Annotated in this window: 13 protein-coding genes and 1 pseudogene; 6 read left to right on the top strand and 8 right to left on the bottom strand. The window is 71.8% G+C overall.

From position 1 onward, the window contains the following. Nucleotides 1–38 precede the first annotated feature (38 nt). Together ACIO3R_RS11300 and ACIO3R_RS11305 are read right to left on the bottom strand one after the other, a co-directional pair. Entirely contained in the window at nt 39–3167 is a 3129-nt protein-coding gene (locus tag ACIO3R_RS11300; protein ID WP_402105185.1) for a GH92 family glycosyl hydrolase, read from the bottom strand. A gap of 175 nt (nt 3168–3342) precedes the next feature. Continuing rightward, nucleotides 3343–5004: an MFS transporter gene (locus ACIO3R_RS11305; protein WP_402105186.1), complete on the bottom strand. Its 1662-nt coding sequence runs from the start codon at nt 5002–5004 to the stop codon at nt 3343–3345. Between the two features lie 194 nt (nt 5005–5198). On the opposite strand from ACIO3R_RS11305, the gene ACIO3R_RS11310 reads away from it, so the two are divergent. The 3 genes from ACIO3R_RS11310 (at nt 5199) to ACIO3R_RS11320 (ending at nt 8461) form a co-directional block, all read left to right on the top strand. Next, complete coding sequence (locus ACIO3R_RS11310; protein WP_402105188.1) at nt 5199–6671, top strand: glycoside hydrolase family 76 protein; 1473 nt, start codon at nt 5199–5201, stop codon at nt 6669–6671. A gap of 573 nt (nt 6672–7244) precedes the next feature. Then, on the top strand, nt 7245–8192 hold the full coding sequence (locus tag ACIO3R_RS11315; RefSeq protein ID WP_402105190.1) for a TauD/TfdA dioxygenase family protein: 948 nt from the start codon (nt 7245–7247) through the stop codon (nt 8190–8192). Between the two features lie 38 nt (nt 8193–8230). Next, nucleotides 8231–8461 (top strand): hypothetical protein, encoded by a 231-nt coding sequence (locus ACIO3R_RS11320; protein ID WP_385027332.1) that lies wholly within the window; start codon nt 8231–8233, stop codon nt 8459–8461. A 51-nt stretch (nt 8462–8512) separates the two neighbouring features. Here ACIO3R_RS11320 and ACIO3R_RS11325 read toward each other — a convergent pair whose 3' ends face one another. Then, nucleotides 8513–10714 carry an alpha-galactosidase gene (locus ACIO3R_RS11325; RefSeq protein ID WP_402105191.1) on the bottom strand — a complete coding sequence of 734 codons (2202 nt, stop codon included), beginning with the start codon at nt 10712–10714 and terminating at the stop codon, nt 8513–8515. Nucleotides 10715–10946: 232 nt separating this feature from the next. Here ACIO3R_RS11325 and ACIO3R_RS11330 point away from each other — a divergent pair, with 232 nt between their 5' ends. Then, nucleotides 10947–12131, top strand: a complete 1185-nt coding sequence (locus ACIO3R_RS11330) for an ROK family protein (protein ID WP_402105193.1) — start codon at nt 10947–10949, stop codon at nt 12129–12131. A gap of 24 nt (nt 12132–12155) precedes the next feature. Here ACIO3R_RS11330 and ACIO3R_RS11335 read toward each other — a convergent pair whose 3' ends face one another. Further along, entirely contained in the window at nt 12156–12869 is a 714-nt protein-coding gene (locus ACIO3R_RS11335) for an NPP1 family protein (protein WP_401286453.1), read from the bottom strand. Nucleotides 12870–13355: 486 nt separating this feature from the next. Between ACIO3R_RS11335 and ACIO3R_RS11340 the strand changes: the two genes are divergently transcribed. Together ACIO3R_RS11340 and ACIO3R_RS11345 are read left to right on the top strand one after the other, a co-directional pair. After that, entirely contained in the window at nt 13356–14543 is a 1188-nt protein-coding gene (locus ACIO3R_RS11340; protein WP_402105195.1) for an ROK family protein, read from the top strand. 72 nt (nt 14544–14615) lie between these two features. After that, nucleotides 14616–16068: pseudogene (locus ACIO3R_RS11345) on the top strand (glycosyl hydrolase family 95 catalytic domain-containing protein); the annotation flags it as partial. 124 nt (nt 16069–16192) lie between these two features. Here ACIO3R_RS11345 and ACIO3R_RS11350 read toward each other — a convergent pair. The 4 genes from ACIO3R_RS11350 to ACIO3R_RS11365 are packed head-to-tail and all read right to left on the bottom strand — an operon-like array spanning nt 16193 to nt 21048. After that, the gene (locus tag ACIO3R_RS11350) at nt 16193–17341 is read right to left on the bottom strand and encodes an XdhC family protein (RefSeq protein WP_385027344.1); all 1149 of its coding nucleotides are present in this window, start codon (nt 17339–17341) and stop codon (nt 16193–16195) included. Further along, complete coding sequence (locus ACIO3R_RS11355; protein ID WP_402105196.1) at nt 17334–19475, bottom strand: xanthine dehydrogenase family protein molybdopterin-binding subunit; 2142 nt, start codon at nt 19473–19475, stop codon at nt 17334–17336. The genes ACIO3R_RS11350 and ACIO3R_RS11355 overlap by 8 nt, the downstream gene beginning before the upstream one ends. After that, nucleotides 19472–20464 carry an FAD binding domain-containing protein gene (locus tag ACIO3R_RS11360; RefSeq protein WP_402105197.1) on the bottom strand — a complete coding sequence of 331 codons (993 nt, stop codon included), beginning with the start codon at nt 20462–20464 and terminating at the stop codon, nt 19472–19474. The genes ACIO3R_RS11355 and ACIO3R_RS11360 overlap by 4 nt, the downstream gene beginning before the upstream one ends. Continuing rightward, entirely contained in the window at nt 20461–21048 is a 588-nt protein-coding gene (locus tag ACIO3R_RS11365; RefSeq protein WP_385027353.1) for a 2Fe-2S iron-sulfur cluster-binding protein, read from the bottom strand. The genes ACIO3R_RS11360 and ACIO3R_RS11365 overlap by 4 nt, the downstream gene beginning before the upstream one ends. Between the last annotated feature and the right edge of the window lie 212 nt (nt 21049–21260).

Consider the following 21260-nt stretch of genomic DNA (forward strand, 5'->3'; position numbering starts at 1 on the left):
GGGCTCCTCCGGTCCGCGCCTTTCCCGTACCGCCGTTGTCAGCCGAGCCCGACGGCGAAGACGTGCAGGTCGGGGTCGTGAGGCAGCGTCACGCTCTTGACCCGCCTGCCGTCCGGCACGTCGAACGGGGTGGTGGCGAAGACATGTGCCGCGGGGCCACTGCCGCCGGGCTGGTTGCGGTGGTCCGTCCGGGCGACGAGCGTGTTGCCGAGGACCGGTTCCGTGCCGCCGCCCGGCAGGGTCCAGTCTCCGAACGACAGGTCGGCCTCGGCCGTGCTGCCGTCGGTGAAGGTCACCGTGGCGCGGCCCTTGTGGTCTCCGTCGGTCGCCGAGCCGACGAACAGCAGCCGCCGGGCGCCCTCACCGGCCTTGCCCAGGGTGATCGACTGGCCGTCCGCGGCGACGTTGTCCGGACTGCCCTGCGGTGCGGCCGGCCAGGTGAACGAGGTGCCGGACACCTCGGCGGGTGCGCCACCGCGCAGCCCGGCCCCGGTCAGCGCCTGCCGGGAGTAGCTGTTGCCGTCCCCGTCGTAGTCGCCCTGCCCGTGGTCGGAGTCGTCGGACATGCCGGTGTTGTCGTAGGCCGCCGAGAGGCTGCCCGCCGGTGCCACCAGAACGGTGACGGACAGCCGTACGGGATCGGCGGCTCCGCTCCCCCGTACCGTCAGCGGCACTTCGTAGTAGCCCTCAGGCGTCTCCGCTCCGGCCGTGACGGTGAGCGCCGCGCTCCCCGATCCTCCCGCACCGAGCTTCATCGTGGTCTTCCGCGCACTGGCCTTCAGCCCCTTGGGTGCGTCGGCGGTGACGGTCAGGGTCCGGTCGTGGCCGGCCAGGCGCTGCCCGGCGACCTTGAGCACCGCGCCCCTGCCACCGGGTTCGGCGGTGCTCCGGCTGGGCGTCGCGCTTGCCAGGAAGGGACGTTCACCCGTGCGGTACGAGGGCGGCGCCGCCTTCGCGGAGGTCGCCCAGTGGGTGTCCGGGGTGCCGGACAGCGAGAAGTCGAGCCGTCCGCCGTCGCGCACCGTCGACTGCGGCAGGTACGTGCGCTCCCAGTCGCGCCCGTCGAGCTTCAGCCCGTGCACGTACGGGGTGTCCGCCGCGGCCTCGGGCGCCCGGATGTCCAGGTCGGCGCCCCGGCCGGGCAGGTCCAGCACCGCACGTTCGAACAGCGGGCTGTGCACGGTGAGATCGGGCGTGCCCGGTGTCGAGGGGTAGAGGCCGAGCGCGGCCCAGACGTACCACGAGGACTGCGCCCCGAGGTCGTCGTTGCCCGGCTCGCCGTCGGGTGTCGGGCTGAACAGCGTCGTGGCGACGTCCCGGACCGCCTTCTGTGTCTTCCACGGCGTTCCGAGGTGGTTGTAGACCCACGGGACCCCGAAGTTGATCTCGTTGCCCGCCCACATGTACGGCTCGTTCGGGCCCGCGTTGAGCTGGGTGAAGAAGGTGTCGAGCCGTGCGGAGGCGACGTCGCGGCCGCCCATCGCGTCGATGAGGCCGGCGGTGTTCTGCGGCACGAGCCAGTTGTACTGCGCGGCGTTGCCCTCGTCGAAACCGTCCTGGCCGAACTTGCCCTCCGGCGGCGGCTGGAAGCCGGGGCCGTCGGGGAAGCGGCCGTCCTCACCGCGCGGCTGGAGGTAGCCCGTCGCGGGGTTGAGGATGTTCTGCCAGTTCTGTCCGCGCCGGGTGAAGGTGCGCTCGGTCGCGGTGTCCTTCGCGGCGTGTGCGAGCTGCGCGATGGCGAAGTCGTCGATCGCCCATTCCAGGGTGACCGAGCCGCCGACGCGCTGATGGTCGCCGCGCGAGGCGTCGTTGTTCGGTGCGTAGCCACGCTCGACGTAGTTGGCGATGTCCGGGCGTTCCTTGTACGCGCCCGGGGTGCCGTCCACCGTCGTCGCGCCCTTGACCAGGTACTTCAGCGCCGTCTTGAGGTCGAAGTCGCGGGCGCCGAACGCGTAGAGGTTGGCGATGAGGGCCACGGAGTTGTCGCCGGTCATCTGGCCCGTGTAGCTGTTGGCGAGTGGCCAGCGCGGCCACCAGCCGCCCTGTACGGCGTCGTTGACGAGTGACTGGGCCATGTCGCTCGCCTCCTTCGGCCACAGCATGGCCTGAAGCGGGGCGAGCGAGCGGTAGGTGTCCCAGTCGGAGAAGTTGGCGTACTGGGTGCGGCCTTCGGGGAGGGTACGCACCTTGTCGTCGAAGCCGATGTAGCGGCCGTCGGCGTCGTTGAAGGTGTTCGGGTGCATGAGCGAGTGGTAGAGCGAGGTGTAGAACGTCTTCAGCTCGTCCTCGTCCCGGCCTGCGACGCGCACCTTGCCCAGCGCCTCGCTCCACCGGTCCCGGGTCTGCTTCCGCAGGTCCGGCAGGCTCCAGCCGGGCACCTCCGCGGTCATGTTGGCCCGAGCACCGGCCACCGAGACGTAGCTCATGGAGACCTTGGCCCGTACCGTGCGCGCCCCGTCCGTGTCGAACGTGAGATAGGCGCCGGCCTTGGGCGCGTCCACCGTGTCGCTGTCCTTCGTGACGGACGTGCCGTCCCAGGTGCCGTGCCGGGTGAAGGGGCGGTCGAAGGTGATCGCGTAGTGGACGGTGTACTCGTTCCCCTTGCCGCAGAAGTTGCCCGTGGTCGCGGAGCCGGTGACCTCGCGGTCGCCGACGATCCGCAGATCGGCCTTCTTGTTGCCGGCCAGGCTGCCGCCGCCCTTGACCAGGACCTGTGCCGCGTCGGCCCCTTCGGGGAACGTGAAGGCGGCCAGACCGGTGCGCGTCGTCGCCGTCAGCTCGGCCCGCACCTTCGAGTCGGCGAGCGTCACGGCGTAGTACCCGGGCTCCGCCTCCTCGCCGGTGTGCGAGAAGTGCTCGCTGCGGTCCCAGGGCGCGGAGCCGACCTCTCCGGTCACCGGGAGGATCGGCACATCGCCGAAGGCGGTGCAGCCGACCGAGGCGTGGTCGAGGCTGAAGCCGCGGATCTCGTCGCTGTGGTACTGGTACCCGGCGTACGAGCCGGGGGTGTCGGGCGAGAACTGCATCATGCCGAACGGGGCGGCGGGACCGGGGAAGTTGTTGATCTCCCCCACGCTCGAGCCGCCGCGGCCGGTCCCGATGAGCGGGTCGACATGGCCGGCGGGGTCCTCGACAAGGTGCGCGCCACTCCCGGAAGACGTTGACAACGTTGTCGGACCGCCGACGGCCACAGCGGGTTGCACGGTCGCGACGAGCAGTGCCGCCGCCACGGCGGTCACTGCGCTCCGGGTACTCCAACGTCTCACTTACGCCTCCGGTGTGGTGCGGCTCAAACCCACCACACACTCGGCGACATGGCCGTGTTCCGTCAAGACCTGGGAGTCACCGTTCCGGACCGGGGTGCTCCGGACCGCCCGACGGGGGCTGATGCCCTTGCTTCCGGGCGGAGTCCGGTCCGGCGGCACCGGCCGCTCCCTGCGGAGCGTCACCGGCCCCCACACCGGGCATCCCGGGGCCGCTGCCACGCAGACGCTCGATGTCCGAGGGGCGCACCTGGATGACGATCAGGGCGATCAGCGCTGCCACGGCGGCGAACACGACGGCGCACACGAAGGCCCTGGAGATGCCCGTCACCAGCACCTGGTCGCCCCAGTGCCCGGGCAGTTGACCGGTCCTGCGGAACTGCGCCACCTCGGCGGGGGTCGCTCGCGACAGGAAGCGGGGCACCTGATCGGCGGCCTCGTTGCGGCTGGCCGTACCGAAGACGGTGACGAGGATGGACAGGCCGAGCGAGCCGCCCACCTGTTGCGTGGTGTTGAGGATTCCGGACGCCGCGCCCGCCTCCCGCGCCTCCACACCGGACACGGCCATCAGCGTCAGCGACACGAACTGGAGCCCCATGCCGAGCCCGAACACGAGCACCGGACCGAGAAGACTGCCCAGGTACGTGCTGTTCGCGTCGGCCTGCGTCAGCCAGCCGAGTCCCACGGCGCACAGGACGGCGCCGGTCACCATGAACGGCTTCGGCCCCCATCTGGGAAGCAGTTGGGACGTGATGCCGGCGCCCACCGCGATGATCGCGCTGACCGGCAGGAAGGCGAGGCCGGCCCGGAGCGGGCTGAAGCTCAGGACATCCTGCACGAAGAGAGTCAGGAAGAAGAACATCCCGAACATCGCCGCCGCCAGGCACAGCATCATCCCGTACACGCCCGCGCGATTGCGGTCGCGGAACATCCACAATGGCGTGAGGGGCTGCTTCGACCGGCCCTCGACGGCGATGAACACGGCGAGCAGCACGACGGCCGCGGCGAAGGCTCCCAGGGTGAGGGGGTTGCTCCAGCCCTGCTCGGACGCGCGGATGAAGCCGTAGACGAGCAGCACCATGCCCAGGGTCGCCGTCAGTGCCCCCACGACGTCGAAGTGGCCGGGGTGGCGTTCGGACTCCCGGATGTAGCGGGGTGTGGCGAGCGCGATCAGCAGCCCGATGGGGACGTTGACGAAGAAGATCCACCGCCAGTCGAGCCACTCGACCAGCAGCCCGCCCGCCAGCAGCCCGATGGCGCTGCCACCGGCCGAGACGGCGGCGAAGACACCGAACGCCCTGTTGCGCTCGGGCCCTTCGCGGAAGGTCGTGGTGATCAGCGAGAGGGCGGTCGGTGAGGCGATGGCACCGCCGACGCCCTGGAGCGAACGCGCCGCGAGCAACTGCCAGGATTCCTGGGAGAGACCGCCGAGCAGGGAGGCGAAGGCGAAGAGGACGACGCCGAACATGAAGACTCTGCGACGGCCGAGGACGTCGCCCAGCCGCCCGCCCAGCAGGAGCAGCCCGCCGAACGTCAGCGTGTAGGCGTTGACCACCCAGGAGAGGTTCTCGGTGGAGAAGCCCAGCGCGGTCTGGATGTGCGGAAGAGCGATGTTCACGATGGTGATGTCGAGCACCACCATCAACTGACATGAGCAGATGACGAGTAGGGCGATCCCGCTGCCGCGTGCCCGCTCCGGGGATGTGGCAGCCTGCCGGGGTGTCGCGTGGGAGTCCGTCATGGGATCGCTTGCAACTCAAGCCAGGAGTGAACGCATTCGTCCACTTCCACGACATTAGCCCTGCCCGCCGCCCCCCGCCAATCGATGGCGGTGCCCGCGGGCGGCTCCTTGCGGCATCTTGACACGCACGGAGCGCACCGATTCTCTTGCTTACGGTAACCACAAGCCCCGCGTGAATGACGGAGGATCTGGCGATGCCCCCCACGAGACCCAACCGCCCCGCACGAGCCGCCCTGCTCGCCTCACTGATCACCGTGACGGCCGAACTGACCCTCGGGACGGCTCCGGCCACCGCGCGGGCGGCCGACGGCGCGGTGTGCAACAAGTTCTGCGACGCCCGCGACCCGCAGAACGCCACGGGCGACCGGACGCCGGTCACCGCCTCCATCTACGGGCGCACCCTCGCACTCCACCTCTCCGACAACGATGTCATGGGCTGGGCGTCCATCGACGGCGCGGTGGGGGGCGACGAGGTCTGGCTGGACCGGTCCTTCGACGGCGGCCGGACATGGTCCTCCGGCAGCAGACTCGGTGCGACCGCCGTCCCGGACGGCTCCACCGGCCGGCGCTCACAGATGTACAACGTCGACGACTGGAACACCGGCGGGATCGGCGCGCTCCGGGCCTGCGGCAAGGCCGGGAACCGGGCGGAGATCGCGTGCACCGGCTGGGCGCGCACCGACCGGAACGCGGCGAGCAGAAGCACCGCCGCGGCGACCTCGCTCATGACCGAGTACCACCGGGACACCGGGAGGTTCGCCGGCTGGTGGACGTCGGCGACCGCCCTCACCTCCCTGATCGACAACATCCGGATCAGCGGGATGCCGAGCTACCGGTCCGCGATCTCCACTACGTACGACAAGCTCATCGGTGCCGAGGACGGCGACTTCACCAACGCGTACCTGGACGACACCGGCTGGTGGGGTCTGGCGTGGGTGGCCGCGTACGACGTGACCGGCGACGCGCGGTATCTGGAGACCGCGCGCAAGGACGCCGACCACATGCGTGACTACTGGACCTCCACGTGCGGCGGCGGGGTGCAGTGGGCGACCGACAAGCCCTACAAGAACGCCGTGACCAACGAGCTCTATCTCCAGCTGAACGCGTCGCTGCACAACCGGATCGACGGGGACACGGCGTATCTCCAGCGGGCCGAGGACGAGTGGGCGTGGTTCCGCGGCTCCGGGATGATCAACTCCGGCGGGACCGTCAACGACGGGCTCACTTCGGCGTGCGCGAACAACGGCGACACCACCTGGACCTACAACCAGGGTGTGATCCTGGCCGGGCTGGCGGAGCTGCATCGTGCCTCGGGCGACGCGGCGGTGCTGAGCAGCGCCCGTACCCTCGCCGACGCCTCGACGTCCTCGGACTACCTCAACCCAGGCGGCACCCTGCACGAGCCGTACGAGCCCGACGGGACCGGGTGCACCTCGGACGGCGACTCGTTCAAAGGCGCCTACGCACGCGGCCTCGGCATTCTGGACAAGGAACTGCCGGACCACCCGTACAGCGCCTACCTGGACCGGCAGGCCGCCACCCTGTACGCGCGGAACCGCAACTCGCTGGACCAGTACGGCCCGCACTGGGCGGGGCCCTTCGCCGCGACGGGCAACGGCTGCCAGCACAGCGCCCTCGACCTGCTCAACGCGGCCCAGGACGGCTGACGACCCGGACGCCCAGGCGTGGGGCGGGCCCGACGTTAAGGCGGCGTGAAATCGTGCGGCGCCTCGCACCGGCTTGCGGTGCGAGGCGCGCGGCCGCCCTGAGTACGGGAAAACCCGCTGGTCACGGTGGGGTTGGTGGTGCCCGTCCGGATGGGTCGCGGGCCGCGCACGGGCGCCGGCCGGGCCACTGCCGGACGCACTGCGGGGAGCGGGTGCGTGCTTGACGCATCCGGCGGGGCGCTGCGAGTCTCCGGAGCATGTTCGCGACGGCCACTCCCGATGCGCGGCCCGCCCCGCGCGCCGACCGCACCGCAGTGCCGCCCGGGTGTCCGGGCCGCTGTAGCACTGACTGACCAGCCGCTGTCGCACCGCGATCCCGCTTCCCGCGGCTCCACATCGCCCACGCATCCGCACCCGCACCCGCACCCGCACCCGGACCGTTCCGCGTCCAGTGGCAGGCACTTCACCGCCCCGGCGTCCGGTCCCTCGCTCTCCGAGATCGATCAAGCCCGCCGTTGACCGGATTCCACGAACGGTCAGGGGCCGGGCGTGCCCTTCGAAAGGAATGCCGCCATGTCCTCGGCAACCACCGCTCCCACTTCCCCCGTCACCGTCCAGAAGGCCGGCGGCCGCATCGGCGCCGTCATCTCCGGGGTGCGCCTCGGCGGCGGCCTCGCCCCCGAGACCGTCGCGGCCGTCCGGGCCGCCCTGCTGGCGAACAAGGTCGTCTTCTTCCGCGGTCAGGACCACTTGGACGAGGACAGCCACGAGGCGTTCGGCAGGCTGCTCGGCACCCCGGTCGCCCACCCGACCGTCCCGTCCGCCGACGGCCGCTACTCGCTCGGGATCGACTCCGACCACGGCGGCCGGGCCAACCAGTGGCACACCGATGTCACCTTCGTGCCCGCCTACCCGGCCTTCTCCATCCTGCGCGCGGTCGTCATCCCGCCCTACGGCGGCAACACCCTGTGGGCCAACACCGCTGCCGCGTATGCCGAGTTGCCCGAGCCGCTGCGCACCCTGGCCGACAGCCTGCGGGCCGTCCACTCCAACGACTACGACTACGTCGCGCTGCGTCCGGACGCCCTGCCCGAGGCGCTTGCCCAGTACCAGAAGGTGTTCACCTCGACGAAGTTCCTCACCGAGCACCCGGTGGTCCGCGTCCACCCGGAGACGGGTGAACGGGTCCTGGTCCTCGGCAACTTCGTCCAGCGCATCAGTGGACTGACCGGCCGTGACTCCCGGGCCCTCGTCGAGCTGTTCCAGTCCCACATCGAGCGCCCGGAGAACACCGTGCGCTGGCAGTGGCAGCCCGGCGACGTCGCCATCTGGGACAACCGTGCCACCCAGCACTACGGAGTGGACGACTCCGACACCCACGAGCGCAAGCTGCGCCGCGTCACCATCGACGGAGACATCCCCGTCGGCACGGACGGTCGCCCCTCCACCCTCATCAGCCCCACGGAAGTGCCCGACCCGGCCTTCGGCATCGCGTCCGGCGCCTCGGTTTCAGGGACATGACACAGTTCTTTTATTGCGCAACCGTTAAAGTAACGGTCATGGATACCGATTGCACGACACGCGAGGAGCACGCGGTGCTCGTCGGGGGCCCCGCCCACGGCCTGCGCCTGCGCGTCACCGACCGGCCACCGGTCGTACAGGTCACCCGCCCCTGCGAGGTGGAGGCCCCGCCGGGCGGCGTCCGGGCCGAGGCCCTGTACGTCTACCGGCTCGGCCTGCCCGCAGGCGAGGGACCGCTGAGCTACGGCTACGACGCGGCGAGCCCGTGACGCCGCACGGCGGCACACCGGCCCAGGAGAAGCCGGCCGCTGTGCCGCCGGTCAGCTCACGGGCAGTTGGGCAGCGACCTCGATCAGCAGGGCCTGCCCCGGGTTGAGCGTCGGCATCGGCAGTCCCGCACCGGTCAGCACGGCGCCCGGCATCGGGACCCAGCCGTCGAGTGCCGCCGTGCACCACACGGGTCCCGTGACCTGGTGGAGGGCCGGCAGCCCCGCCTCCGTCCGGATCCGGACCCGGTAGGACCGGCCGGGGGCGAGGCCCGGCAGGCGGACCCGTCCGGACTGACCCGGCACGGAGGTCTCCGTCCGCGCCCAGCAGTACAGCGCGGACCCCTCGTCCGGCGCGACCACGCCGTGCAGTTGGGTGGCCTCGTCGTCGAGGTCAGCCCTGACGATCTGTCCGCTGTGCAGCAGTCCGCGCAGCTCCTTGTACAGCGCCGCCCACCGGCCCAGCGCCGCGCGTTGCACGGGGGTACGCGCGCTCAGGTCGTCCTCGATGCCCGCGTGGCCGAACAACGCGGTGATCAGCCGGAACGAGTCGTCGGCGACCCGCCCCGTCGTGTGGCTGCGCGGGCCTCCGACATGGGCGCCGACGAGCTCGGGCGGCAGCAGCTGCGCGGTCCAGCGCTGAATCGGCTGGCGCTCCAGCGGGTCGTTGCAGTCCGATGCCCAGACCCGGTCGGTGCGGGCGAGAACGCCGAGGTCGACGCGTCCGCCACCGCTGGAGCACGACTCGATCTCCAGCGCGGGGTGGCGCGACCTGAGCGCGTCCATCAGCCGGTAGAGGGCCGCCGTCTGGGCGTGCACCCCGGGCCGGCCGGTGCCGTGCGCACCGCGCTGCACCGCTTCGTGCAGGTCCCGGTTGTGATCCCACTTGAGGTAGTCGATGCCGTACTCGGTGACGAGGGAGTCAAGTCGTGCCAGCAGATGGGCGAACGCGTGCGCGTCGGCGACGTTCACCACGTACTGGTGGCGGAAGCTCGGCCCCACGCCCGCCGACGGGCCGAGAATCCACTCGGGGTGCTCCCGGGCCATCCGCGAGTCGAGGTTCACCATCTCCGGTTCCACCCACAGCCCGAACTGCATCCCGTGGGCGTGCACCCGGTCCGCCAGCGGGGTCAGCCCCTCGGGCCACACCCGCGGGTCCACCGTCCAGTCACCGAGCCCCGCCGTGTCGTCCCGGCGGCCGAGGAACCAGCCGTCGTCCAGGACCAGGCGTTCCACCCCGACGGCGGCGGCGGCGTCGGCCAGCGCCAGGAGCCGTTCGGGGCGGTGGTCGAAGTAGACCGCCTCCCAGGTGTTCAGGGTCAGCGGACGCGGTGTGGACGGATGCCCCGGGCGGGCGCGGAGCATCGTGTGGAAGCGGCCGGCCAGTCCGTCCAGGCCCTCCCCGGACCAGGCGAAGAAGCACTCGGGCGCGTCGTACCGGCCGCCCGGGGAGAGCCGGATCTCGCCGGGTGCCAGCAGTTCGCCGCCGCCGAGGACTCCCCCGTGCACCCCCGCGCCCTCGGGCAGCCGCTCGGCGAGCCAGCGCTGGTTGCCGCTCCACCCCACGTGCAGGGCCCAGACCTCGCCCGTACGGAAACCGAAGCCGGGCACACCTACCATCAGGAGATGCGGCGCGTCCGGTCCCGGCTTGCCCCGGCGCACCTCGCGGACGTGGCCGGCAAACGCCAGCCGGCCACGCTGCGGGGAGCGTTCGCGGCACCACTTGCCGGTGAAGTCCAGGATCTCCTGCGCCCGGTTCGGCAGCGGGAGCAGCGCGGTGGTGGCGGCGAGGTCGTACGGGACGGAGCCGGCGGCGTCGGATTCGGCGCGGGACGGGCACGCCACGCTGGTGCGCACGCCCAGGACGCCGGACGGGTCCAGCCGGTAGGTGAGGGTGATGTCGAGGGCGGCGTTTGCGTCATGGAGGTCGATGGCCAGTTCGCCGGGACGCTCCTCGGCGCCGGTCATCGCGACCCGGGGTGCGGTGGCCGTCCCGGCCCGGTGGCCCTGGTGGGCCGGGGTGCCGAGCCAGCCGTCGGCCTCGGTGGGCCAGACAGTGAACTGCCGTGGTTCGTCGGGGGCGTTGTTGAGCGTGGCGGCGTCCGCCGTCAGCCCGAGGGCAGCGAGACCGTCGCCCGTCAGCTCGCCGAGGTCCTCACCCCAGTGCAGGACACGGGGCAGCGGAGCGCGGAGTTCGACGACGAAACTCACCCCGGCCGCGCGCAGGTGCACGATCCGGGCGGTGATGCGAGTCATGGCATGTCCTCTCGAAACCACTGGGTGGGAGCGGGGCTCCGCGTCGGCACCCCCGTACGACCGGGCCCCTGCCGAGGCCCGCCGCCATCGATGAGAGCGCGGCGACTGTAACGATAGTTTCCTTCCATCATCAATATATTCAGTATCGACCCAAGATCGTTTCTCGGTTCCGGTGCACGCCGCCGTTCCGGACCCGCACCCTTGCTTTCGGCCAGAAGGTAATCTCCACGGGGTGAACCTCTCCCGGCAGCCACCGTCCGCAGCCCTTGTCCTCCAGGCCCTGCTGACCCAGGGCCCGTTGACCCGGGCGGAGCTCGGGCGCCGCACCGGGCTCTCCTCCGGGGCTGTCACCAAGGTCTCGGCACCCCTGCTCGACGACGGCTGGATCACCGAGCTCGGCCCGTCCGGTGACCGGCAGCCCGGCCGCCCCGCCACGTTGGTGGCGGTACGGCCCGAGCGGGCCGGGTTCATCGGGATCAAGATCACGTCGGACGAGCTGACCGGGATGCTCGTCGACCTCACGGCAGCGCCACTGACCACCCACCGCACCCCGCTCCGCTCGCGGGATGTCGGCACGGTGGTCAGGGCCGTCGCCCGACTGGTCGGCACCCTCTCCGGACGGGCCGGACAAGGGGAGGGCGGGTCCGGCCCGGCGGTGCACAGCATCGGTGTGACGGTCTCCGGCGATGTGGACGGCCCGAGCGGCACGGTCCGCTACTCCCCCTTCCTCGACTGGCACGGGGTGCGGCTCGCCGCACTGGTCGAGGAGGCCACCGGCATTCCGGCGGTGATCGACAACGACGTACGGGCCCTCACCGTCGCCGAGCAGTGGTTCGGCGCCGGGGTCGGGCTCTCCTCGTTCGCCCTGGTCACGGTCGGCGCGGGGGTGGGCTGCGGCATGTCCGTCCACGGCCGGGTGGTCTCGGGTGCGTTCGGGGTCTCGGGCGAGCTGGGACATCTGCCCGTCGGCGGCAGCGACCGGGTCTGCACCTGCGGCAACACCGGCTGCATCGAGGCCGTCGCGTCGACGCAGGCCATCGTCGACCAGGTGCAGGAGCAGACGGGGGACGCGGATCTCTCCCTCGCCGACGCCGTGCGCCTGGCGCGGTCCGGGGACGCCACGGCGCGCGGCGTGTTCACCCGTGCCGGGCGGGCGCTGGGGCTGGGGATCGCCTCGGTGGCCAACCTCATCGGCCCGGAGCGCATCATCATCTCCGGCGAGGGGGTGGCGGCGTACGACCTCTTCTCCGACGAGATCCGCCGGACCTTCGCCGACCAGGCCTTCGGCGCGGCCGCCCGGTGCGAACTCGTGGTGCGGCCGCTGCCGTTCGAGACGTGGGCGCGCGGCGGTGCGGCGATGGCGGCCCACCGCGTCTTCGCCCCGCTTCCCGCCCGGACCGGGGCGGCGGGGCACTGACCGGCGCCCGCCACCCCGTCCCCGTCAGGCGTTGGGGTCGAAGGGGATGCCCGCCGGCATCGCCTTCTCCAGGTGGGCGGCGAAGTTTCCGTCCTTCAGGCCGAAGACGGCACTGCCGAAGTCGGCCTGCACCAGCTTGTCCCGGATGCCTTCGGGGTAGCCGTTCCAGCCGACGAGGTCGGGGAACTGCCACTGGTGGTAGTGGTTCTCGGGCGGCTCGTCGCCGGTGGTCGCGGGACGGAAGCAGTGCGTACCGATCCCGTCCTTGTGATAGACGGCCTTGGGGTGGGTCCCGTCCCACTGGATCCGGTCGCGGCCGTAGACGCTGAAGCCGCCGTGGGCCGAGGTGGAGACGTACTTCGCCTCGTTGTCCTGCACCCAGACCACGACGTGCTCCCAGTCGTGGCGATGCCCGCCGAGACCGCTCCCGGCCACGGCCTGGTCCTTCTCGAAGTAGAGGCCGTAGATGATGGCGCACCAGCCGTTGTTGCACTTGGAGCGTGCGTAGCCGTTGGTGTTGTCCAGATCCCAGGAGTCGTGGCAGCTCCCGTTGACGGCGCCGGTGGTCTTAAGTCCGGGGGCGACGGTACCGTCGGGGCCGATGGCGGGGGTCGGGTAGCAGCCGTCACCGTCGTAGTCGTAGGCCGGCTGGAACGTCTGTTCCAGTCCGTCCGCGTTCGCGGGCAGAGCACCCGGCACGTCCGCGAAGGCGCTGCCCGGCGAGGCCAGGACCAACATCCCGGCCGCGGCCAGCACGAGTGACACCTTGCGGATCCGTCGTCTGTTCTTCACTGCTTCCTCCTGGTCGAAGCGTGTCGGGCCATGCCATGCGATGACATGCCCATGTCCACACTCGGGGAACCCCGAAGCCCTGCCGGGTACGACGGACCGCGCAGCGGTGAAGGCTCGGCCAACAGCCGGGCGGCACGCCGGGAGAGGCCCGAGCGGGGTACCGGAACACGGTCGAGCACCCGCTCAACACGGCTGGCTCTCACGTGAGTTGGATCCGGATCACGCACGCATCGGTGCGCGCCGCGGCAGCCGCGGCGCCACGGAACAACGCGCCGTGCGACCGGGCGGCACACAGACAACCGCCCCGCCCGTCCCGGCGTCAACCCTTCTCCGCGCGCCCGCTCCCGGCGGTTCCGAGTCGTCCGTACGACGTCGCATCGGGGTTGACTTTTTTTCTTGACAGAGGAAATTAACTCCCCTGCGTTTCCGGCCATGTCATCGACCAACCTCGTCGAGACGTTCCCGGCGCCAACGCCGGCTGCCTCTCTGGTGTTCACCACAGCCCTGTCCCAAGGGCCGCTCTCCCGGGTGGAGATCGCCCGCAGGACCGGGCTGTCCTCGGCCGCCGTGACCAGGGCCGTGCGCCCGCTCATGGCGACCGGGTACGTCGTCGAGGACGCCGACGGCAGCACGCCTTCCGCGGTCGGCCGGCCGGCCAACCCGGTGCGGGTCAACGCGGGGCGCGCCCTGTTCATCGGCGTCAAGGTGACCGCGGACGAGGTCATCGCCGTTCTCGCGGACCTCTGCTGCCGGGTCAGGGTGGCCCGTCATGTGCCGCTGTCCGAGCGTTCGCCCGGCGCGGTGATCTCCGTGATCGCCGCGCTCGCCGGCGAACTGGTCACGCGGGCGCAGCCGTTCGGCATCGGCGTGCGCGGCCTGGCCGTCGCGGTGTCCGGCGATGTCGACCGGGCCGCGGGGGTGGTCCGCTACTCGCCGTTCCTCGGCCGGCGGAACGTCGCGCTGGCCGGGCTCGCGGAGACGGCGACCGGTCTGCCGGCCACGGTGGACAACGACGTACGAGCGCTGACCGTGGCGGAGCAGTGGTTCGGCGCCGGGGTCGGGCGGTCCGACTTCGCGCTGGTCACGGTGGGGGCCGGCATCGGCTGCGGACTGGTCGTCCACGGCCGGGTGGTGGCCGGGGCGCATGGGGTGGCCGGTGAGATCGGCCATCTCTCCATCGACCCGCACGGGCCGCTCTGCCACTGCGGCAACCGGGGCTGTGTCGAGGCGATCGCCTCGGACTCGGCCATCGTGCGCCGCATCCAGGAGGAGACGGGCCGGCCGGCCGGCGGTCCGGCGCACGCGCTGGAGCCGGCCAGGTCGGGCGACCCGGTGGCCCGCGAGGCCTTCGCACAGGCAGGGGCGGCGATCGGCCGGGCCATCGGGGCGGTCGCCAATCTGCTCGGCCCCGAGTGCGTGATCATCTCCGGCGAGGGGCTGGCCGCGTACGACCTGTTCGCGGCGCAGATCCGCGACGCGTTCGCCGCCACCGTTTTCAGTACAGCCGCGCAGTGCGACGTGATCACACGCCCGCTGCCGTTCGAGGAGTGGGCGCGCGGGGCCGCGGCCACCGCCATCCAGACCTTCATCGGGTCCGACGCCTTCCAGGAGAATCGATGACCGAGCAGAGCCGCATACCGGTACCGGGCGGTCCGGGCCGCCGGCGCGTCGTGGGCGGGCTGATGGCGGATGGCAGTGGACCTGGGCTCCTCCACACCGCGGCAGCGCGCGCTCGACACCTGGGAGCGGCTCAGGGCCCGCACGGCGGAGGGCGTTCCGGATCCGGAACTGGAGTCCCTGTACCTCCAGTTCGGCCGCTATCTGATGATCTCCGGGTCCCGGGGCGGGCTGCCGGTCGCTCTTCAGGGCCTGTGGCTGGACGGCAACGATCCTGACTGGATGGGCGATTACCACACCGACATCAACATCCAGATGAACTACTGGATGGCCGACCGCGCGGGGGTTGTCCCCCTGCTTCGACGCACTGACGGACTACTGTCTCGCCCAGCTCCCGTCCTGGACCGCGCTCACCGGCTTCCACTTCAACGACCCGGCCAACCGCTTCCGCAACTCCAGCGGCGAGGTCGCGGGCTGGACCGTGGCGGTCTCCACGAACATCCACGGCGGCCTCGGCTGGTGGTGGCACCCGGCCCGCAACGCCTGGCTGTGCAACTCCCTCTGGGAGCACTACGAGTTCACCCAGGACCACGCGCACCTGGCGCGCATCTTCCCGATGCTGAAGGGGGCCTGCGAGTTCTGGGAGGCGCGGCTGCTGACGACGCCCGTCACCGATGCGGGGCCGGGCGAGCGGCGCGAGGTCCTGATCGCGGACAGCGACTGGTCCCCTGAGCACGGGCCGCAGGACGCCAAGGGCAACACCTATGCGCAGGAGGTGGTCCGGGACCTCTTCCTGCATTTCGAGGAGGCGTGCGCGCTGCTCGGCCGCGACGCGCGGTACGGCGCGACCGTGGCGAAGATGCGCGAGCGGCTCTACCTCCCCGAGGTCAGCCCCGAGACCGGCTGGCTCCAGGAGTGGATGTCCCCGGAGAACCTCGGCGAGACGACCCACCGCCATCTGTCGCCGCTGATCGGCCTCTTCCCCGGGGACCGGATCCGTCCAGGCGCCGTCCCCGACGAGCTGCTGGACGGGGCCACCGCGCTGCTCCGCGCCCGCAGCATGGAGAACTTCGGCTGGGCCAACGCCTGGCGTGCGATGTGCTGGGCACGGCTGAAGCACGCCGACAACGCCTACCAGCTCGTCGTCAACAACCTGCGGCCCTCGGTCAGCAGCGGCAACGGCTCCGCGGTGAACCTGTTCGACATCTACGAGACCGAACCGGGCCGCGGCATCTTCCAGATCGACGCCGACTTCGGCACCCCGACGGCCATGATCGAAATGCTGCTCTACTCCCGGCCCGGCCACATCGAGCTGCTGCCCGCCCTGCCGGCGGCCTGGGCCGGCTCGGGGTCGGTCACCGGGATGGGCGCGCGTGGCGGCTTTCTGGTGGATCTGAGCTGGCGCGACGGAAAGGTGCGCGAGGCACGGATCCGCAGTGTCGGCGGCCGCACCACCGAGGTGAGCTGGAAGGGCGCGACGCGGCGGGTCGAGCTGCGGCCCGGCTCGGTCACCCTGCGGAAGTTCTGACCCCGCGTCGGACGGGGCCGGTACGGACGGTGGGCGGCGTGACCGGTACGGGGCCGGCGCGGACGGTGGGCGGCGTGACCGGTACGGGGCCGGTACGGACGGTGGGCGGCGTGACCGGTGCGGGTCACGCCGCCGCCGGGGAGCGGGACCCGCTCTCCCGCCGTCCGTCGGCGTCGTGGTGGATGGGCGCACCCGAACCGGTCAGCGGTGCCCCCGATCCGCCCCGGCGCGACGCGACGATCTCCGCCGCGATGGACAGCGCGGTCTCCTCCGGGGTGCGGGCGCCGAGGTCGAGGCCGATCGGGGAGCGCAGCCGGGCCAACTCGCCCTCGGTGAGCCCGGCTTCGCGCAGGCGCCGGTCTCGGTCCTCATGGGTGCGGCGCGAGCCCATCGCGCCGACGTACGCGGCCGGCAGCCGCAGGGCCGTCTCCAGCAGCGGAATGTCGAACTTCGCGTCGTGGGTGAGCACGCACAGCACCGTTCGTCCGTCGGTCGCGGTGCCGCGCAGGTAGCGGTGCGGCCAGTCGACCACGAGGTCGTCGGCCTCCGGGAAGCGGGCGCGGGTGGCGAAGACCGGCCGGGCGTCGCACACGGTCACGTGGTAGCCGAGGAACTTGCCCGCCCGCACGAGTGCCGTGGCGAAGTCCACCGCGCCGAAGACGATCATCCGGGGCGGCGGCACGCTCGTCTCGACGAACAGCGTGACGCCGCCGGGGCAGCGCGAGCCGTCCTCCGCGATCTCGACCGTACCGGTGCGGCCGGTGTCCAGGAGCGCGCGGGCCTCCGCCACCGCCGTCCGTTCCAGCTCCGGATGCCCGCCGAGGCCGCCCTCGTACGAGCCGTCGGCGTGGACGAGCAGTGCCCTGCCGAGCAGTTCGCCCGGTCCGCGGGCCACCCGGGCGAGCGCGGCGGACGCCCCCCGGTCCGCGGCCGACACAGCGGCCCGGAACACCGGCGCGGCCGGGCGCACCGGTGTGACCAGGACGTCGATGACGCCGCCGCAGGTGAGCCCCACCGCGAAGGCGTCCTCGTCGCTGTAGCCGAACCGCTCGCGCGCCGTCCGCCCGTCCTGGAGTGCCTGGACGCACAGCTCGTACACCGCCCCCTCCACGCAGCCGCCGGAGACGGAGCCGATGACGGTGCCGTCGCTGTCGACGGCGAGGGCGGCGCCGGGACCGCGCGGTGCGCTGCCGCCGACGGCCACGACGGTGGCGACCGCGAAGTCCCGGCCCTCCTCGAACCAGCGGCTCAGGGCGTCCGCTATGTCAAGCACGCGGGGCTTCCCCCGCCGCCGCGCGCAGGACACGGTCGGGACGGATCGGCAGCTCCCGGTGGCGGACGCCGGTCGCGTGCCACACCGCGTTGGCGATCGCGGCGGCCACGCCGACGACGCCGATCTCACCGATGCCCTTGATCCCGACGGGGTCGCCGGGCACCTGGTCGTCCACCCAGTCCGCCTCGATGACCGGCACGTCGGCATGCGAGGCGAAGTGGTAGCCGGCGAGGTCGGCGCCGACATGGCCGCCGGAGGCCAGGTCCCTGATCGCTTCCTCGTGCAGGGCCATGGAGAGCCCCCAGGTCATTCCGCCGATGAACTGGCTCCGTGCGGTCAGCGGATTGACGATGGCGCCCGCGGCGTAGATGCCGAGCAGCCTGCGCACCCGCACCTCGCCGGTGCCGACGTCCACCGCCGCCTCGGCGAACTGCGCCCCGAAGGAGTGCCGTTCCATCTTCGGCAGGGCGCCGATGGCCTCCGCGGTGTTCGACCTGGCCGTGATCCCCTCCGGCGGAATGGCGCCGCCCAGGGCGAGCCGCTCCCGCAGCTCGCCCGCCGCGAGCCTTACCGCCCAGGCCCAGGAGCGGGTGCCCATCGAGCCGCCGGCGATCATCGCCGGGCCCAGATCGCTGTCCCCGACACGCACCAGGACGCGGTCCGGGTCCACTTCGAGGGCGTCCGCGGCGACCAGGGTCATCGCGGTCCTGGCGCCGGTCCCGATGTCCGCCGCGTTGATCCGTACGGTGAAGCTTCCGTCGGGCTCGGCGGTCACGGCCGCGGTGGACGGGCCGACCCCCGAGGGGTAGGTGGCGGTGGCCGTCCCGGTCCCGATCAGCCAGCGTCCCTCCCGGCGCAGACCGGGGCGCGGGTCCCGCTCTGCCCAGCCGAACCTGCGGGCGCCCTCCTCGAAACAGGCGAGCACATTGCGGCTGCTGAACGGCAGCCCCGACACCGGCCCCACCGCGGGTTCATTGCGTGTGCGCAGCACGATCGGGTCCACGCCGCACTTCTCGGCCAGTTCGTCGAGCGCCGATTCGACGGCGAAGGATCCCGGTGCCTCGCCCGGTGCGCGCATCCAGGTCGGGGACGGCACGTCGAGCCGTACCAGGCTGTGCAGGGTGTGATGCGCGTCGGCGTCGTACAGGACGCGTCCCAGTGCGGCGCTCGTCTCGACGAACTCGTGCACGGTCGACGTCAGGCTCTGCGCCTGGTGGTCGAACGCGCGCAGCCGGCCGTCCGCGTCGGCGGCCAGCCTGATCCGCTGTGCCGTGGGGCTGCGGTACCCGACGAGCGAGAACATCTGGCGCCGGGTCAGCACCACGCGTACGGGGCGGTGGAGGAGGGTCGTCGCCATGATGGCGGCCACCTGATGGGGGCTCAGGCCCTTGGAGCCGAAGGCCCCTCCGACGTGCTCGGACCGCACCCGTACGGAGGCCGGGTCGAGGGAGAAGAGCTGGGCGAGCTCGGTGGCCACCCAGGTGCTGCCCTGGTTGGAGTCGACGACGTCGAGCCGGCCGTTGTCCCAGCGCGCCGTCGCCGCGTGGGGCTCCATCGAGCTGTGGTGTTCCTCCGGAGTGGTGTACTCCTCGTCCACGACGAAGGCGGCCGCCGCGAGCTCGGCCTCCACATCGCCCTTCGCCGTCTCGGCGTCGGCCATCGTGCTGGTCCCCGGCGTGTACGCGCCGGGGTGCCCGGCGAAGAACGCCACGTCGTGCGGCTCCTCGTCGTAGCTCACGACCAGCGCCTCGGCCGCTTCCCTGGCCTGCTCGGACGTCTCGGCGACGACCAGGGCCACCGGCCAGCCCACGAAGGGCACCCGGTCGTGCTGGAAGAGCCCGACGACCGGGTTGGGCCGTCCCAGCATGCCGACGTAGTCGGTGTCGACGCGTGGCGCGTTCCCGTGGTGCAGCACGGCGAGGACTCCGGGCATGGCCAGCACCTCCGCGTCCTGGACCGGGCGGACCCGGCCGCGGGCCACGGTCGAGAGCACCAGCCAGCCGTGGGCGAGTTCCGCGAAGGGGATCTCGCCCGCGTAGCGGGCCGCTCCGGTGACCTTGTCGCGGCCCTCCACCCGGGTGCGGCCGGAGCCGGCGGTGCCGGTGAATGCCGCGCTGTCGGTCGTCGTGGTCATCGGGCGGCCTCCTCGGCGAGTTCGGTGAGCACGGCCACGACCAGGTTGCGCATCAACGTCACCTTGTATCCGTTGTCCGGGAGCGTCTCGGCGGCTGTCAGTTCGGCGTCCGCGGCGGCGGCGTACGCCTCGGCGCTCGCCGGCCGGCCGGTCAGCGCCCGCTCGGCCGCGCGGGCCCGCCACGGCCCGGACGCGACCGCCCCGAACGCGAGGCGCACTTCGTGCACGACGCCGTCCCGGATGTCGAGCGCGGCGGCGATGGATCCGACCGCGAAGGCGTACGAGGCCCGCTCGCGCACCTTCCGGTAGCGGGAGTGCGCGGCGACCGGGGCCGGCGGGAGTGTGACGCCGGTGATCAGGGCGCCGGGCGGCAGGGCGGTCTCGATGTGCGGGGTGTCGCCCACCGGCAGATAGAAGTCGGCGATCGGCAGCTCTCCGGGCCCGCCGGCCGTCTCGTACGAGACGACGGCGTCGAAGGCCGCGAGCGCGACCGCCATGTCCGAGGGGTGGGTGGCCACGCAGTGCTCGGAGGCGCCGAGGATCGCGTGGTTGTGGTGTTCGCCCGCGATGGCCGGGCAACCGCTGCCGGGGGCACGCTTGTTGCACGGCTTGGCGAGGTCGCTGAAGTAGCCGCAGCGGGTCCGCTGGAGCAGATTCCCGCCGACCGTGGCCATGTTGCGGAGCTGTCCGGAGGCCCCGGCCAGGAGCGCCTGCGCCAGTGCCGGGTAGTGGCGCCGCACCTCGGCGTGGGCGGCGAGGTCGCTGTTGGTGACGGTCGCACCGATGCGCAGGCCGCCGTCGGGCGTGAACTCGACCGTGTCCAGCGGGAGTTCCTGGACGTCGATGAGAAGTGCGGGCCGTTCCACGCCGGCCTTCATCAGGTCGACGAGGTTGGTGCCTCCGCCGAGGAAGCGGGCGTCCGGGTCCGTGCCGAGCAGCGCGACCGCTCCGGAGACGTCGTGGACGCGCTCGTAGCCGAATTCCCTCATGCCACCGGCTCCTTGTCCTGGAACGTGTCGGCCCGGGTCGTGGAGACATCGGACGCGGAGGCCTCCGCCGCCCGCGCGACCGCCTGCACGATCGACACATAGGCGCCGCAGCGGCACAGGTTGCCGCTCATCCGCTCACGTATCTCCTCGGCGGTGAGTGCGGGCACCCCCGCCTCCGGCCTGACATCGCCGGTCACGGCGCTCGGCCAGCCCGCCGCGTGTTCCTCGATCACCGCGAGCGCCGAACAGATCTGGCCCGGGGTGCAGTAGCCGCACTGATAGCCGTCGAGGTCGAGAAAGGCCTGCTGGACGGGGTGCAGCCGATCGCCGTCGGCCACGCCTTCGATGGTGGTGATCGCGCGCCCCTCGGCCGCGACCGCGAGCTGCAGGCAGGCCACGGCCCTGCGCCCGTCGAGCAGTACCGTGCAGGCGCCGCACTGGCCCTGGTCACAGCCCTTCTTGGTGCCGGTCAGATCGAGGTGCTCACGCAGGGCGTCGAGCAGGGTGGTGCGATGGTCGACGGGCAGCGTGTACTTTTCGCCATTGATGTTCAGGGTGATGGCACTGGACGTCGATGGGGCCATGATCAGCCTTCTTTCGCATTACTGATGCGCGTCGAACGAGACGACCCCGGCAGTCGACCCGGGGGGAGGCGATTCAGATGAATTGCGCAGGTGAGGAGGGGGTAGCGGTCGGCCGCACTGGCTGGTTCTACCGGTAAGGTACGGCTAAGCGGACAGCTGTCCGTCAGTGATCAAACCTAGTGGACAGCTGTCCGGTTATCAAGAGCGGCCGT

Source organism: Streptomyces sp. NPDC087428, assembly GCF_044744085.1.
Taxonomy (GTDB): domain Bacteria; phylum Actinomycetota; class Actinomycetes; order Streptomycetales; family Streptomycetaceae; genus Streptomyces.

What these genes read in the sequence shown, in the direction of transcription:
- ACIO3R_RS11305 (WP_402105186.1), bottom strand. Translation starts at nt 5,004, where the DNA reads ATGACGGACTCCCACGCGACACCCCGGCAGGCTGCCACATCCCCGGAG.
- ACIO3R_RS11310 (WP_402105188.1), top strand. Translation starts at nt 5,199, where the DNA reads ATGCCCCCCACGAGACCCAACCGCCCCGCACGAGCCGCCCTGCTCGCC.
- ACIO3R_RS11315 (WP_402105190.1), top strand. Translation starts at nt 7,245, where the DNA reads ATGTCCTCGGCAACCACCGCTCCCACTTCCCCCGTCACCGTCCAGAAG.
- ACIO3R_RS11320 (WP_385027332.1), top strand. Translation starts at nt 8,231, where the DNA reads ATGGATACCGATTGCACGACACGCGAGGAGCACGCGGTGCTCGTCGGG.
- ACIO3R_RS11325 (WP_402105191.1), bottom strand. Translation starts at nt 10,714, where the DNA reads ATGACTCGCATCACCGCCCGGATCGTGCACCTGCGCGCGGCCGGGGTG.
- ACIO3R_RS11335 (WP_401286453.1), bottom strand. Translation starts at nt 12,869, where the DNA reads ATGTTGGTCCTGGCCTCGCCGGGCAGCGCCTTCGCGGACGTGCCGGGT.
- ACIO3R_RS11340 (WP_402105195.1), top strand. Translation starts at nt 13,356, where the DNA reads ATGTCATCGACCAACCTCGTCGAGACGTTCCCGGCGCCAACGCCGGCT.
- ACIO3R_RS11355 (WP_402105196.1), bottom strand. Translation starts at nt 19,475, where the DNA reads ATGACCACGACGACCGACAGCGCGGCATTCACCGGCACCGCCGGCTCC.
- ACIO3R_RS11360 (WP_402105197.1), bottom strand. Translation starts at nt 20,464, where the DNA reads ATGAGGGAATTCGGCTACGAGCGCGTCCACGACGTCTCCGGAGCGGTC.
- ACIO3R_RS11365 (WP_385027353.1), bottom strand. Translation starts at nt 21,048, where the DNA reads ATGGCCCCATCGACGTCCAGTGCCATCACCCTGAACATCAATGGCGAA.